Source organism: Flavobacterium sp. GQ95, assembly GCF_059758655.1.
Window position 1 is genome coordinate 1,078,321 of the sequence record NZ_JCAXEB010000001.1, and the last position, 15,499, is coordinate 1,093,819.

A 15,499-nucleotide genomic window follows, 5' to 3' on the forward strand; every position below is an offset into this window, starting at 1 on the left:
GTTAATACACACAACTTACAACAACACAAAATACAAAACACAATGAGCGACGCTTTAAAACACGAATGTGGTATAGCCTTAGTTAGACTTCTTAAACCGCTTGAATATTACAAAGAGAAATACGGAACTGCTTTTTACGGGATACAAAAAATGTATCTAATGATGGAGAAGCAGCACAACCGCGGTCAGGATGGCGCTGGTTTTGCAAGCATTAAATTTGATGTTGAACCTGGTGAGCGTTATATCAGCAGAGTTCGTTCAAATCATGCCCAGCCTATTCAGGACGTTTTCAAACAAATTAATGAGCGTATTAATGAGGAGATGACGAGTCATCCTGAATACGCAAATGATGTTGCCCAACAAAAAGCAAACATACCTTATATAGGAGAACTATTTTTAGGACACGTTCGTTACGGAACTTTCGGAAAGAACAGTATCGAAAGTGTTCACCCGTTTTTACGTCAAAGTAACTGGATGCACCGTAATTTGATTTTGGCAGGAAACTTCAACATGACAAATGTTAAAGAACTTTTCCAAAATCTGGTAGAACTTGGACAGCATCCAAAAGAAATGGCGGATACCGTAACGGTTATGGAAAAAATTGGCCACTTCTTAGACAAAGAAGTAATGCAACTTTATCAGGACTGCAAACAAGAAGGTTATTCTAAAAGAGAAGCTTCTCCTGTAATCGCAGACCGATTGGATATTGCAAAAATATTAACCCGTTCAGCAAAAAATTTAGATGGAGGTTATGCAATGGCCGGATTATTAGGTCATGGTGATGCTTTTGTATTTAGAGATCCTGCCGGAATTCGTCCAGCTTATTTTTATCAGGATGACGAAGTAGTTGTTGTAGCTTCTGAAAGACCTGTTATTCAAACTGTATTTAATGTTCCGTTTGAAAGCGTTCAGGAAATTGATCCGGGAAATGCTTTAATTATTAAGAAAAGTGGAAAAGTTTCGATGGAACAAATCCTGGAACCAACCGTTAAGAAAGCATGTTCTTTTGAAAGAATTTATTTTTCAAGAGGAAGTGATGCTGAAATTTATCAGGAACGTAAAAATTTAGGAAAACTAATTTTACCTGCTGTTCTTAAATCAATTGACAGCGATACTGATAATACTGTTTTCTCTTATATCCCAAATACGGCCGAAACATCTTTTTATGGTTTAGTTGAAGCTGCTCAGGATTTCTTAAATCAGAGAAAAAACAATTATATCTTAGAGAACAGAAATACGCTTACAGCCGAAACACTTCAGGAGTTATTGGCAGTAAAAATCCGTACGGAGAAAGTGGCTATTAAAGATGCTAAACTTAGAACCTTTATTACAGAAGACAGCAGCCGTGATGATTTAGTTGCTCACGTTTACGATGTAACTTACGGCGTTATCAAACCAACTGATAATTTGGTTATAATCGATGACAGTATCGTTCGTGGTACAACTCTTAAAATGAGTATCATTAAAATGATGGATCGTTTGAAACCAAAACGTATCGTAATTGTTTCTTCGGCACCGCAAATTCGTTACCCGGATTGTTACGGAATTGACATGGCAAAACTAGAAGGTCTTGTAGCTTTTAGAGCAGCTTTGGCTTTATTGAAAGAAAGAAATTTATATCATATCGTAGATGAAGTTTATGCTAAATGTAAAGCTCAGGAAAACTACATTGATACTGATGTCGTAAATTATGTAACAGCAATTTATGATCAATTTACACCGGAAGAAATTTCAGATAAAATTGCAGAAATGTTAAGTTCACCGGAAATTAACGCTGAAGTAAAAATAATTTTCCAAAAAGTAGAAGATTTGCATATTGCGTGCCCTAAAAACCTGGGAGACTGGTACTTTACAGGAGATTATCCTACCCCTGGAGGAAATCGTGTAGTGAACCGTGCATTTATGAATTTTTACGAAGGAAAAGACGCAAGAGCATACTAAAAAGTATTAACAAAAGGTTAAAATGTGCATTTCATCGGTTTTTTTTGCCGTTAATCCTATATGTTTGGCAAAATCGAAAAGCTAAATTACTTTTGGGATACCATAACATTAGTAGGTTAAGTTTATGGTAGATTTGGGGCAAAAAGGGTGGAAGCAATTCCACCTTTTTTATTGGAACAAACTGAAATATAACGATTTAAAAATTTAACACACTTAATCGGATATATTTGTCATTCGTCTAAGAAGTTTTTAATATACATACAACTACCATACATTTACTAAACCATAACATTAGTAGGTTAAGTTTATGGTAGATTTGGGGCAAAAAAGGCGGAAGAGATTCCGCCTTTTTTATTTTGTATTTAGAGGACAGAACAAAGAGTAAAGAGTAAAGACTAAAAATAAAAATGTGGACTAAAAAATAGAGGAACAGCCAAAGGGTTGTTCCTCTATTTTTTAGTCTTCACTCTTTACTCTTTACTCTTTTCTCTTTTCTCTATTCTCTTTATTCTATCTTCTTCTTACTTAATCGGATATATTTGCCGTTCGTCTAAAAAATTTCCTATATAAATATAACTACCATACATTTACTGAACCATAACATTAGTAGGTTAAGTTTATGGTAGATTTGGGGCAAAAAAGGCAGAAGAGATTCTGCCTTTTTTATTTTATATTTAGAGGAAAGAGAATAGAAGAAAGAATAAAGATTGTTGGACATAGTTTAAAACCATATAACAATAAAAAAAGACGGATAGCTATTACGCCATCCGTCTTTTTTCTATAATCTTTATTCTAATATCTCTAAGAAGACTATTTGTCTAAAGCATATCTTCTTGCCACTTCTGTCCAGTTAATTACATTGAAGAAAGCTTCGATATAATCTGGTCTTCTGTTTTGGTAGTTTAAGTAGTAAGCATGCTCCCAAACGTCCATTCCTAAGATTGGAGTTCCACCGTTACCAGCAACTTCCGGCATTAATGGATTATCTTGATTTGGAGTACCTACAACTTCTAATTTTCCACCTTTTTGCACAGTTAACCAAGCCCATCCTGAACCGAATTGTGTAGCTCCAGCTTTAGCAAATTTTGCTTTAAACTCTTCAAAAGTTCCAAAAGAAGACTCAATTGCAGCTAATAAATCACCTGTTGGTAATCCGCCACCGTTTGGAGTCATTACAGTCCAGAATAAATTGTGGTTGTAGAAACCTCCACCATTGTTACGAACTGCAGCGTTTGATTTATCTAAGTTAATTAAGATGTTTTCGATTGTTTTTCCTTCCAAATCTGTACCAGCGATAGCTGCGTTAAGATTTGTAGTATATGCATTATGATGCTTAGAATGGTGAATCTCCATTGTACGTGCATCAATATGTGGTTCTAATGCGTCATATGCATAAGGTAATTGTGGTAGTTCAAAAGCCATGATATTATGATTTTTATGGTTTATAATAATTTATCCAAATTTAAACATTTAACTTTGGAATAGAAAATACTATTTTGTTATAATTGAATTTAATTAACTGATAAATTGTTTTTTTAACCTCTAAATAGTTGTAAATCTTTATTTTCCGTTAAAAGTGGTCATGGTATTTTCTAATCCGGCGGTTCCGAATGATTTAATAATTTCTGAAGATACTTCTAAACGCTCCGTTAATTTTGCTTTTTCTTCTTCATCCCAATCACCTAAAACATAGTCAACTTGCTGTCCTTTTTTAAACTGATCGCTAATCCCAAATCTGAAACGGGTATATTGCTGCGTATTTAAAACGAGATTGATGTTTTTAAGTCCGTTGTGACCACCGTCGCTTCCTTTTGGCTTGATTCTGATAGTTCCGAAAGACAAGTTTAAATCATCCGTAATTACGAGAATATTCTCTAATGGAATGTTTTCCTTGTCCATCCAGTATTTTACGGCTTTACCACTTAAATTCATATAGGTGTTTGGCTTAAGGAGAAAAAAGCTTCTTCCTTTAAATTTATATTCGGCAAGTGCACCTAGTTTTACTGTTTCGAATGAAAGGCTTTCTTTTTTGGCTAAAAAGTCAAGGACTTTAAAGCCGATGTTATGTCTTGTATTTACATATTCGGCTCCAATATTACCAAGTCCTACGATTAAATATTTTTTACTCACGCTTTTTATATTGTTTTTTGGGTGTTCGTGAACCTCCGGTTTCATATTGTCTATGTTCTCTTCTTTTTGTGTTGATGAAAACAGTTTTGTTATCCATTTTATCATGATGCAAAAATAAACTTAATTAGGGAATTTGCCAATTGGCTGATTAGATAATTAGGAAATGTAGCAATTAGATAATTTGATTTGTATTGTAATTAACCGCGAAGAACGCAAAGGGTTTACGCAAGGTGCGCTAAGAATTTACCCGAGAATCAGAACCTCAGCAACTCAGAACCTTTAAAAGCAAAAAAAAGCACCAACCTTTCGATTGATGCTTTTTGTATTGATTTGAAAAAAATTATTTTTTCTTTCCTTTTGCAGGAGCTTTTGCAGCTTTTGCAGCTTCCTGAGCAGCTTTCATAGCAGCACGAGAAATTCTTACCTGAGCAACAACAGTGTTTTCCGGGTGCATCACTTTGTATTCTGGAGCACCAACTTTAGTAACGTACAATTTGTTACCCATTTCAAGTGGAGTAATGTCAGCTTCAACAAAATCAGGAAGATCTTTAGGTAAAGCTTTAACTTTTAATTTACGAGTGTTTAAACGTAAAACACCACCTGCAAGAACACCTTTAGATGTACCAACGATTTTTACAGGAACTTCCATAGTGATTTCTTTGTCATCAAATAATTGAAAGAAGTCAATGTGTAAAATTCTGTCAGATACAGGGTGAACCTGGATATCTTGTAAAATTGCATTGAATGATTTTCCTTTTCCAAGCTCAATCACAACTGTGTGTGCGTTTGGAGTGTAAACCAAGTTTTTGAACGCTGCAGCGTCTGCTGAGAAGTGTACTGCCTGATTTCCTCCGTATAATACGCAAGGAACCTGTCCAGCATTACGTAAGGCTTTAGTTGACACTTTGCCCACGCTTTCTCTTTCTGATCCTTTAATTGTAATCGATTTCATTGTAAAAAAAATATAGTTATTAATAATATTCTATTTGCTATAAGCTTTAAGCAATAGGCTTAGGCTTTTTTTGTAATAGTGAAATAGCTTATGGCTTAAAGCCTAAAGCATATTGCTTTTTACATTATAAATTTTCCACTAATGGAATTGTTGTGGTGCACCATGTGCATAACTTCAGCAAAAAGAGGTGCACAACTCACTACTCTAATTTTCTTTGATTCTCTCTTTAACGGGATCGAATCGGTAACTATTAATTCGCTTAATTTCGAATTTTCAATTTTTTCGTAAGCTCCACCTGATAAAATGGCGTGTGTACAAATTGCTCTAACACTTAATGCTCCTTTTTCGATCATTAAATCGGCAGCTTTCGCTAATGTACCACCAGTATCGATCATGTCGTCTACTAATATTACGTTACGGCCTTTTACTTCACCAATTAGCTCCATAGTGTCGATAACGTTGGCTGCTTTTCTTTGTTTGTAACAGATTACTACATCTGATTCTAAAAACTTAGAGTAAGCATATGCTCTTTTTGAACCTCCCATATCCGGAGATGCAATTGTTAGATTCTCTAATTTTAAACTTTCTACATATGGTAAAAAGATTGTAGATGCAAATAAATGATCTACTGGTTTTTCGAAAAACCCCTGAATTTGATCTGCGTGCAAATCCATTGTCATTACTCTTGTCGCTCCGGCAGCATCTAATAAATTAGCTACTAATTTGGCTCCAATCGGAACTCTTGGTTTATCTTTTCTGTCCTGTCTTGCCCAACCAAAATAAGGCATAACAGCGGTAATATGTCTTGCAGATGCACGTTTTGCTGCATCAATCATTAATAACAATTCCATCAAATTATCAGCAGTTGGAAAAGTGGAGCACACGATAAAAACGCGTAAACCTCTTATTGACTCTTCGTAAGATGGTTGAAATTCTCCATCACTATACGTTGACATCGTTACTTTGCCTAACGGAATTCCGTAATGATCGGCAATTTTTTCTGCAAGATAAACACTTTGTGAACAAGCAAAAATTTTAGCTTCTGGTTCTAGGTGCGACATTATAATTTGTTGTTTTTGCTCCGCTGCGCTCCGTACAATTCGGCTTTACTATTTTCGTAAAGTCAAACGTGTATAAATGCCTCGGGTGTAGTTAGTTGTGTGTGCGTCGTTTTAACGAGGTGCAAATTTAGAAAATTTATTGGACACTGAAAGGAAAAATTTAAGTATTTTTAGTAGAACATTTAATTTAATTTTTTACATTTGCACCGTGTTAAAGGAATAAGCACGGTTATGACCTCATAATTACTTATTCTATTGCGTTAAAATAACTGATTTATTAGTTGTTTTTTCGTCTGCTAAGCCCGGATGGCGGAATTGGTAGACGCGCTGGTCTCAAACACCTGTGGGAAACCGTGCCGGTTCGACTCCGGCTCCGGGTACAAAAACCTCTTCATAACTGAAGAGGTTTTTTTGGTTTTATACGTTTTATTTAAGGTTGATTTCTTTTGGGCTTTTTTCAAATTAGTCTTAATCAACCCTTAATTTGTCTTTTATGCACCTGAGTGCCTGCAAAAAAGATTTTATATTTGTTATAATAACTAATACCAAACCACTATGAACAATACAAAGAAAGTAGATGAGTTTATGTCTACACTTGAACATCCCCTGAAAGCAGAACTCGAAGCAGTCAGGTCTATTATCATCAACGCTAATCCTAAAATAGAACAAGACGTAAAATGGGGAGGTCCTAGTTTCTTTTACAAAGAGGATCTTGCCACCTTCAACCCAAGAATCAAAAACTATGTTGCTCTTATCTTTCACAAGGGAGAACTTCTTAATATCAAATCTGACTTTCTTGAAAACGCCACCAAGGGAAAAGTCTATGCAAAATTTTATTCCATGGATCAGGTAACAGCAAACAAAGAACTGATTGAAAAAGTGGTTAATGTCTGGATTGAGCTAATGGATAAATAAACAGTCCGGAACACAAAAAAAACCTCTTCATTACTGAAGAGGTTTTTGTGGTTTTATAGGGGTTTTATTTTCTTAAAAACACACGACTTATAAAAAGAGACAGGTTTTTGAACTGTCTCTTTTTTGTTTAAGAATTAATCCTTTAATCCTTTGGTTTATGGATATGAGGTTTCAAATCAGGATGCTTTGGCTGATTTGGTGGCGTAACCCGTCTTCTTTCATCTGGTTTTCCGTTTGGTTTGTTAGGTTTTGGACCTGGCTTAATTGCTTGAATTTTTTCCATAATAACCGTTTTAAACTAAAAATTGTTTTCTACAAGACTTACGATAAGTCTATGTATTACAAACAAATAACATCAATAAAACTATCACCATACTACGGAAAACCATAATCAACTAAATTTCACAGCTAACTTCATGCAAAACAGGAAAATTACAGGAATTAGCAATAAAACAAAGTTGATTGGCTTTTTTATGAAGTTCTACTGCTAATTCAATTTTATCCGAATTAGAAATTTTTACTTTAGGCTTTAATAGTACCTCAACAAAACGCCCGCTTCCATCTGCAGCAACTTCGAGCGTTGCTTCTGCATTATCTGAATATTCTAAAACTTCTATTTCGTTTTGAGCGCATACATATAAATAGGACATCATATGGCAGGAAACCAAACTACTCAACAATAAATCTTCCGGATTGTATAATGCAGGATCGCCTTTGAACGCTTTGGCTGCCGAAACATTTAAAACAGGTTTACCTTCAATATTAATTTGATGGCTTTTGCTGTAAAATATCTTCGTTGAATCTTCTTGAATTTGATTTGAAGTCCATTTTGCTTCTGCTTTGAATAGATGTTTCATTTTGCTTTCATTTTTCTATTACGAAGTTAAGATTTTATAATGTAGCAAGTGAATTAATCTCGCAAAGTGGCAGAGTCGCTAAGTTTTGACACAAAAACAATAATTCGTGCCATTCGTGGCCAACTTTTAATCCATAAAAAAACCTCGAAAGGATCACTTTCGAGGTTTCTTAGAGAATTACTAACTAATTAACATAATTCCAAAACTATTTTTTTACAGAGAATTTAAAAGTAGTTTTAGTTTTATAATTTTCTCCCGGGTTTAGAACCGTTGTCGGGAAGTTTTTCTGATTTGGAGAATCAGGATAATGTTCTGTTTCTAAACATAAACCTGTTCTGTGTGCGAACGTACCGCCATTTGGCATTGGTAAAGTTCCGTCAAGGAAATTTCCGGAATAAAACTGAATTCCAGGTTCGTCTGTTGTCATTTCCAAAACTCTACCGCTGGCTGCGTGGTATACTTTTGCGATAACTGTTTTTCCTTTTTCAGGATTATTCAGAACCCAGCAATGATCATAACCTTTTCCTCTTTCTAATTGTTCGTTTTTAACTTCGATATCTTTTCCAATTAATTTTGGTATTCTGAAATCGAAAGGCGTATTGGCAACATCTTCTAATTTTCCTGTCGGAATTAAAGTCGCATCAACCGGAACAATTTTATCTGCATTTAAAGTCAATTCGTGATCTAAGATTGTTTTAGTAAAATCTCCTGATAAATTGAAATAAGAATGCTGCGTTAAATTCACTACTGTTTTCTTATCTGTAGTAGCTTCGTATAAAACTTCTAATTGATTATCATTTGTCAACGTATAAGTCACAAAAACCTTTAAATTTCCAGGATAACCTTCTTCCATATCTTTACTTAAATAAGATAATTTTAAAGAAGCTGTGTCTCCTGATTTTGCTTCATCAGCTTTCCAAACAACATTAAAATATCCTTGCGGCCCACCGTGCAAAGCATTTGGGGTATTGTTTATTGCTAATTGGTATTCTTTTTCATCTAAAGTAAATTTACCTTTAGCAATACGGTTTCCATATCTTCCGATCAAAGCTCCAAAAAATGGATTCTCTTTTTCGTATTGTGCCAAAGAATTAAATCCGATAACCACATTTTCAGAAACACCATCTTTATTAGGTACTTTTAAATCTGTAATTCTTCCTCCAAAAGTGATGATATCAACTTCCATCCCATTTTGGTTTTTCAATTTATAACTGTCGACTTTTTCCCCTTTTGCGGTTGTTCCATAAGAAGATTTCTCAATTGTAACTGTAGCTTTTTCGTCTGACGAAACTGTTGTAGCATCCATTTTTTTATCGCTTTTGCATTGAACTGAAATTGCGGCCAAACTCATTAGGCTTATTCCAAAAATACAACGTTTTAATACATTCATAAATATTATTTTTTAATTGTTGTGAAATGTTAAATATTAAGATGTGAAAGCTTAAAAGTAACAAAAACTTAGAATCTTAGCAACTTAGAACCTCAGCTTCTTAGATTACAATCCATGTTGAAACAAATGAAAATAAGCTTCATTCGCATTGATCTTATCCTTAAACTCTCTTACTGTAGTTTTTTCGTCAATCACCAACAATTCAATTCCGGCGATATCTGCGAAATCTTCCATGTATTCTGTTGTTAGCGACTGGCTGTAAACTGTATGGTGCGCACCTCCTGCTAAAATCCAGGCAGTTGCTGCGATCTCAAGGTTTGGTTTACAATCCCATAAAACTCTTGCAACTGGTAATTTTGGTAATTCAGCCATTGGTTTAATCGCTGTAACTTCGTTCACGATCAAACGGAAACGGGTTCCCATATCAACCAAAGAAACATTAATTGCATCTCCGGCTGGTGAATTAAACACCAAACGAGCAGGATCTTCTTTTCCTCCAATTCCTAATGGATGTACTTCACAAGAAGGTTTTCCGTCAGCAATTGATGGACAAATTTCTAACATATGAGATCCTAAAACATATGATTTTTGAGGTGTAAAGTGATACGTGTAATCTTCCATGAAAGAAGTTCCTCCTTCAAGACCCACATTCATAACTTTTAATGCACGAACCATAGCCGCTGTTTTCCAGTCACCTTCTCCACCAAAACCATAACCATCGGCCATTAATCTTTGTGTTGCGATTCCAGGCAATTGTTTCCAAACACCTAAATTTTCAAACGTATCTGTAAAAGCTCCAAAACCTCCTTCTTCAAGGAAAGCTCTTAAACCTAATTCTATTTTTGCCGCTTCCGCTAATGAACTTCTTTGCGCTCCGCCTTCTTTTAAAGCATCAGTCAAAGTATAGGATTGTTCATAAACTGCTAATAAATCATTTAATTCCTTGTCTGTAACTTTCTCAATATATTTAGTAACATCCGAAGAATCAAAACCGTTAACTGACATTCCGAAACGAATTTGAGCTTCTACTTTATCTCCTTCTGTTACGGCAACTTCACGCATATTGTCTCCAATACGAGCCACTTTTAAGTTTTGAAGTTCATCCCATCCTAAAGCTACTCTTGTCCAGATACCTAATTTTTTCTGAACTCTTTCGTCTTCCCAATGTCCAACAACCACTTTACGTTTTTTACGCATTCTTGACATGATGAAACCAAATTCACGATCTCCGTGTGCCGATTGATTTAAATTCATAAAATCCATATCGATAGTTCCCCACGGAATTTCAGCATTGTATTGTGTATGTAAATGACATAATGGTTTTTTCAAAATACTTAAACCGCCAATCCACATTTTTGCTGGTGAAAAAGTATGCATCCAGGCAATAATTCCGATACAGTTTTTAGCAGAATTTGCCGCTAAACATACATCCAGGATTTGAGAAGGTGATTTTACCACATCTTTATAAACCACTTTTACTGGAATATTAGATGCCCCATCTAATCCTTTTGCTATTATTTGAGAATGTTCTGCTACTTTTCTTAAAGTTTCTTCACCGTATAATTCCTGGCTTCCTACTACAAACCATACTTCTTTTTGAGAGATATCAATCATGTTCTTTTTGTTATTTTTAGTTTCAAGTTTCAGGTTTCAAGTTTTAGAAACACCGAAAATCTTTGCTCTTTATTCTTTGTTCTTTTATCTAAAATTATTGTCCGTAATACGAATCTTTTCCGTGTTTACGATTGTAATGTTTCTTTATTAGGGAATCTTTTAATCTTGGTGCGTTCGGATTTATTTGTAAAGTCAGGTAGGCCATTTCGGCTACGACTTCTAAAACCTTGCTGTTGTATACTGCTTTTGCGGCATTTTTTCCCCATGCAAACGGACCGTGATTTCCGATCAAAATCATTTCGACTTCTTCGTAAGAAAGATTTTTTTCTTTGAAGCAATCCAAAATCTGGATTCCGGTATTGTGTTCATAGTTGCCTTCTATAAGCGAATCTGCCATTGGCGGTGCACACGGAATATCAGCTGTTAAATGGTCTGCATGTGTTGTTCCGAAAATCGGAATATCTTGCTGCGACTGTGCCCAGGCTACCGAATACGTTGCGTGCGTATGCGCAACACCACCAATATTTGGCCAGTTTTTATATAAATAAGCATGTGTTTTTGTGTCAGATGACGGACGCATTGTTCCTTCAATAACATTGTTATCAAAATCTACAATTACAATGTCTTCCGGTTTTAAATCCTCATAAGGAACGCCGCTTGGCTTGATGGCAAAAACACCATTTTTTCTGTCTACCGCGCTAACATTTCCAAAAGTATACACTACCAAATTCAATGCATTTAACTGCATATTAGCCTCGTAGCATTCTTGTTTTAAATCTTTATAAAGAGAACTCATGTTTTGATGTTTTAATAGTTGGATCTTCAAAAGCACTTAATTGATCGTAAGCGATTAACAATTTGTTATACGCTGCTACCTTGTCTAATTGAGGGAAATATTCTCCGTCAAAATCGCTTCCTATTTTTTGGCTTGCTTCGATTACGTTTGGATAAATTCCGGCTGCAACTGCTGCATAAATCGCTGCTCCTAAAGCAGGAGTCTGATCTGAAGCTGCAATTTTGATTGGCTTGTTTAAAACGTTAGCCAAAGTCTGCATGATGAAAGGTGATTTTCTCGCAACTCCACCGATTCCGATAACGCTATCAATTTTTACTCCTTCTTCTTCAAAACGATCCACGATTTTCTTCGCTCCAAAGCAAATAGCATTTACCAAAGCCTTGAAAATATGTGGTGCTTTTGTTCCTAAAGATAAATTTGAAATCGCGCTTTTTAATTCCTGATTGGCATCCGGAGTTCTTCTTCCGTTAATCCAGTCCAAAGCAATTGGAAGACTTTCTGAAACCGGAATTTTTTCCGCTTCTTTAGTTAGTTCCACAATTAATTTATCACTTATTTCTTCTCTTAATTGTTCTTTTTGAGCCTCATTTATAACGAAAGAATTTGCTATCAAATGATCTGTCGGCCACATTAATAATTCTTTGTACCAGGCCAATAAATCGCCAAAAGCAGATTGTCCTGCTTCAAGACCAATAAAGCCCGGAATCACAGATCCATCCACTTGCCCGCAGATTCCGCGAACGGTTTTTGTTCCTACTTCATCATAAGAACCCACCAAAATATCACAGGTTGAAGTTCCCATAACGCGAACTAAAGTGTTTTCGCCAATTTTGGCTCCAACTGCTCCAGAGTGTGCGTCGAAAGTTCCAACAGCAATAACAGTTTCTGTAGAAAGTCCTAAACGATCTGCCCATTCTTTGCTTAAATTTCCGGCAACTAAATCAGAGGTATACGTTTGATCATATAAATTACCGCGAAGTGTTGCCAAATACGGATGTAGTTTTTCCAAAAATTCTATCGGAGGCAAACCATTCCAGTCTTCGTGCCACATCGCTTTATGACCTGCTGCGCAACGGCTTCTTTTAAATGATTTTAAATCTTTATTGTCAATTAACAAATATGTCATTAAATCACAGTGCTCCATCCAGGTGTGCGCTGCATTTCGAACTGCTTCATCTTCTCTTGCGATGTGTAAAATTTTTGCCCAAAACCATTCTGATGAATAAATTCCACCCACATATTTTGTTACATTTTCACCACCCCAGCTTACTGCCAATTCATTGATTTCATTTGCTTCATTGATCGAAGTATGATCTTTCCACAACACCATCATCGCATTTGGATTCTCTTCAAAACCTTTTGTCAAAGCCAGTGGAATTCCTTCTTTCGTAACCGGCACCGGAGAAGATCCAGTTGTATCTATACAGATACCGCGCACTTGCGAAGGATCTACTTTGCTTTCTTTTATAACAGTTTGAATCGTAATTTCCAGACCTTCAATATGGTCTAAAGGGTGTTGACGAAACTGATTTATTGATGCGTCACAATATTGTTTGTTTTTCCATCTTTTGTAATGAGAAACATTTGATGCTAACTCCTGCCCATTTTCAGTATCTATCAGCACCGCTCGAACAGAATCTGTTCCGTAGTCCAATCCTATAACGTAATTTTTCATTCGAAATACATTTATTAATGACGACAAATATAATTATAAATAATTTATAAGTGTATAAAAAACACTTAACAATAATAAGCTTGTGAATTTTTACAGATAATGCATCAAAACAAGCATTTAAGACAAAAACAAGAAATAAACGTTAGTTTTACATTTATTCTGTTGCGATTATTTCATCTTTATCTTCAAAACCGTAACCGAGTATGCCGGAAAGTCATACTGAATTTTACTTCCATTCAACTTAAATTCACTTTCTTTTGGACTAATTTTAGTTGGGGTTTCAAAAGAATTCTCATCATTTATTCCGTCTCCTTTTAAAATTATTGCAGTTCCTTTTGTATCTAATTTTGCTCCTTTTACATCAATTGAAACATTTTGAGCTATTGCGGCAGCATTTACAATTTTCAGAATTACTTCTTTCGAATTCACATCTTTTACTGCCGATGCAAACAAGTCGTTTTGCCCTGTAACTGCTTTTCCGTCTTTTGTAATCGCGATTAAATCAGTTCCTTTATTGTTTGAAAATAATTTCTGAACATAATAATTTGGCGTTCCGTACGATTGTAAGTTGTTAAACCAAATCATGTCCGGTGTCCATTGCCAGCCTTCTACGTGTGCCAATAATGGTGCATAAGATGTCAGTTGAACAACCTCAGCATTGCGTTCCATTCCGGTCATGAAAGCCGCTTCAGAGAAAGCACATTCCCAGTTGTTTTTATTATCCGGACTTGCGATTGCTACACTTTGTGCTGCATATTCTCCCGCAAAAATCTTTGGTCCTTTGCGGTCATAATTGTCGTAACGTGTTACATTTTTACGGAACCAGGCCGGATCTTTATAATAATGCTCATCTACAATTTCTGCGTTCAGCTTTTTAAGTTCTTTCATGCCATAATCAAAGAAATCTCCGTCAGGAAATGGTCCTGTTCCGGACACAATTGTAATGTTTGGATATTTTGTTTTGATGGCTTTTTGAAACACTTTGTAACGTTCGATATAATCTGGTCCCCATTGCTCATTTCCAACTCCAATAAATTTTAAATTGAATGGTTTTGGATGTCCCATATCAGCTCTCACTTTTCCCCAGGCTGTCGTTTGGTCACCATTTGCAAATTCAATTAAATCTAAAGCATCCTGCACATAAGGATCGATTTGATCCATCGGAACCAATTGCCCGGTGTTGAATTGACACGCCATTCCACAGCTTAGAATTGGCAGCGGCGATGCTCCAATATCTTCTGAAAGCTGAAAATATTCGAAGAATCCCAAACCAAAACTTTGAAAATAATCCGGAGCCGGACGATGTGCAAATTCCATATTCCAACGATTTACCGCGGTTTCTCTATCTTCAACTTTTCCAACTGATTTTTTCCATTGGTAACGTTCTGCTAAAGTTCTACCCTCAACAATACATCCTCCTGGAAAACGTAGAAATCCTGGTTTCAAATCGTATAATAATTGTACTAAATCACTACGCATGCCATTTTTTCTTCCTTTCCAGGTGTCTTCCGGAAACAATGAAATATTATCCAAATCAATAACACCACTTCCTTCAAAAGTGATTTTTAATTTTGCTTTTGCTTCTGTAGCATTAGACGTTAATTGTGTGGTATAATTCGCCCAGTCTTTTGAAGTTGGAACAATCGAAGTTTCGCCTAAAACTTTATTTTCTTTATCTATAAACTGAAACCTGATCTTAGAAATATTTCCTGATAATTTTGAAGCTTTTAAAGACAGATTGTATTTGAGGTCTTTTTTAATTCCCATTCCTCTAAAACCTTCATTAATTAATTCATAACCTCCTGCATTGTTAATGGTAACCCTGCAATAATTATGATTGGTTCCTTGTTGCGAATATTGAACCACATTTGCAATTCCGGATTGTTCGTTAAGCTTATGTCTGTCGCTGTTTGGTTCTTGCCAGCCCATCATTGGAAACAGAAATTCGAACGATCTGTTTTTGATCATTTCAGCATACAAACCTCCATCAGCAGCAAAATTGATATCTTCAAAAAATACTCCGTACATCGTCGGTTGAATTTTGGTTACTGTTTTGGCAGCATCAACCTGAAGATTATTTTTTTGTGCCGAAGCATAAAAGCCGTTAAGCAATAAACCGCAAAGGGTAATTTTGGTAATTAAATTGGACTTCATTTTTTATAATTAAT

13 protein-coding genes and 1 tRNA gene are annotated in these 15,499 nt (G+C 35.5%); 3 read left to right on the forward strand and 11 right to left on the reverse strand.

Annotation, left to right across the window (positions count from 1 at the left end; translation table 11 throughout):
- Positions 1-42: 42 nt before the first annotated feature.
- A complete protein-coding gene (locus tag AC6CH4_RS04535; RefSeq protein ID WP_498100537.1) occupies positions 43-1,941 on the forward strand; it encodes an amidophosphoribosyltransferase in 1,899 nt (632 codons plus the stop codon).
- An 810-nt stretch (positions 1,942-2,751) separates the two neighbouring features.
- Here the strand turns inward: AC6CH4_RS04535 and AC6CH4_RS04540 are convergent.
- The 4 genes from AC6CH4_RS04540 to AC6CH4_RS04555 form a co-directional block, all read right to left on the reverse strand.
- Positions 2,752-3,363, reverse strand: a complete 612-nt coding sequence (locus AC6CH4_RS04540) for a superoxide dismutase (protein WP_026982508.1) — start codon at positions 3,361-3,363, stop codon at positions 2,752-2,754.
- A gap of 138 nt (positions 3,364-3,501) precedes the next feature.
- On the reverse strand, positions 3,502-4,176 hold the full coding sequence (gene pth, locus AC6CH4_RS04545; protein ID WP_498100539.1) for an aminoacyl-tRNA hydrolase: 675 nt from the start codon (positions 4,174-4,176) through the stop codon (positions 3,502-3,504).
- A gap of 235 nt (positions 4,177-4,411) precedes the next feature.
- Complete coding sequence (locus AC6CH4_RS04550) at positions 4,412-5,023, reverse strand: 50S ribosomal protein L25/general stress protein Ctc (protein ID WP_498100541.1); 612 nt, start codon at positions 5,021-5,023, stop codon at positions 4,412-4,414.
- 119 nt (positions 5,024-5,142) lie between these two features.
- Positions 5,143-6,084 (reverse strand): ribose-phosphate pyrophosphokinase, encoded by a 942-nt coding sequence (locus tag AC6CH4_RS04555; protein WP_056189498.1) that lies wholly within the window; start codon positions 6,082-6,084, stop codon positions 5,143-5,145.
- 300 nt (positions 6,085-6,384) lie between these two features.
- On the opposite strand from AC6CH4_RS04555, the gene AC6CH4_RS04560 reads away from it, so the two are divergent.
- A tRNA-Leu gene (locus AC6CH4_RS04560) sits at positions 6,385-6,464 on the forward strand.
- Between the two features lie 175 nt (positions 6,465-6,639).
- On the forward strand, positions 6,640-6,999 hold the full coding sequence (locus tag AC6CH4_RS04565; RefSeq protein WP_498100543.1) for a DUF1801 domain-containing protein: 360 nt from the start codon (positions 6,640-6,642) through the stop codon (positions 6,997-6,999).
- Positions 7,000-7,141: 142 nt separating this feature from the next.
- On the opposite strand, the gene AC6CH4_RS04570 is transcribed toward AC6CH4_RS04565, so the two are convergent.
- The 7 genes from AC6CH4_RS04570 to AC6CH4_RS04600 form a co-directional block, all read right to left on the reverse strand.
- Positions 7,142-7,282 carry a hypothetical protein gene (locus AC6CH4_RS04570; RefSeq protein ID WP_498100545.1) on the reverse strand — a complete coding sequence of 47 codons (141 nt, stop codon included), beginning with the start codon at positions 7,280-7,282 and terminating at the stop codon, positions 7,142-7,144.
- A 112-nt stretch (positions 7,283-7,394) separates the two neighbouring features.
- On the reverse strand, positions 7,395-7,856 hold the full coding sequence (locus AC6CH4_RS04575; protein WP_498100547.1) for an OsmC family protein: 462 nt from the start codon (positions 7,854-7,856) through the stop codon (positions 7,395-7,397).
- A gap of 205 nt (positions 7,857-8,061) precedes the next feature.
- Entirely contained in the window at positions 8,062-9,246 is a 1,185-nt protein-coding gene (locus AC6CH4_RS04580; RefSeq protein ID WP_498100549.1) for an aldose epimerase family protein, read from the reverse strand.
- Positions 9,247-9,351: 105 nt separating this feature from the next.
- Positions 9,352-10,860 carry an L-arabinose isomerase gene (gene araA, locus AC6CH4_RS04585; protein ID WP_498100551.1) on the reverse strand — a complete coding sequence of 503 codons (1,509 nt, stop codon included), beginning with the start codon at positions 10,858-10,860 and terminating at the stop codon, positions 9,352-9,354.
- Between the two features lie 94 nt (positions 10,861-10,954).
- Positions 10,955-11,656 (reverse strand): L-ribulose-5-phosphate 4-epimerase, encoded by a 702-nt coding sequence (locus AC6CH4_RS04590; protein ID WP_026982501.1) that lies wholly within the window; start codon positions 11,654-11,656, stop codon positions 10,955-10,957.
- Positions 11,640-13,331, reverse strand: coding sequence for a ribulokinase (locus AC6CH4_RS04595; protein WP_498100553.1), 1,692 nt, complete (start codon positions 13,329-13,331; stop codon positions 11,640-11,642). Before AC6CH4_RS04595 ends, AC6CH4_RS04590 begins: the two co-directional genes overlap by 17 nt.
- A gap of 168 nt (positions 13,332-13,499) precedes the next feature.
- Positions 13,500-15,485, reverse strand: coding sequence for an alpha-L-arabinofuranosidase family protein (locus AC6CH4_RS04600; RefSeq protein WP_498100555.1), 1,986 nt, complete (start codon positions 15,483-15,485; stop codon positions 13,500-13,502).
- Between the last annotated feature and the right edge of the window lie 14 nt (positions 15,486-15,499).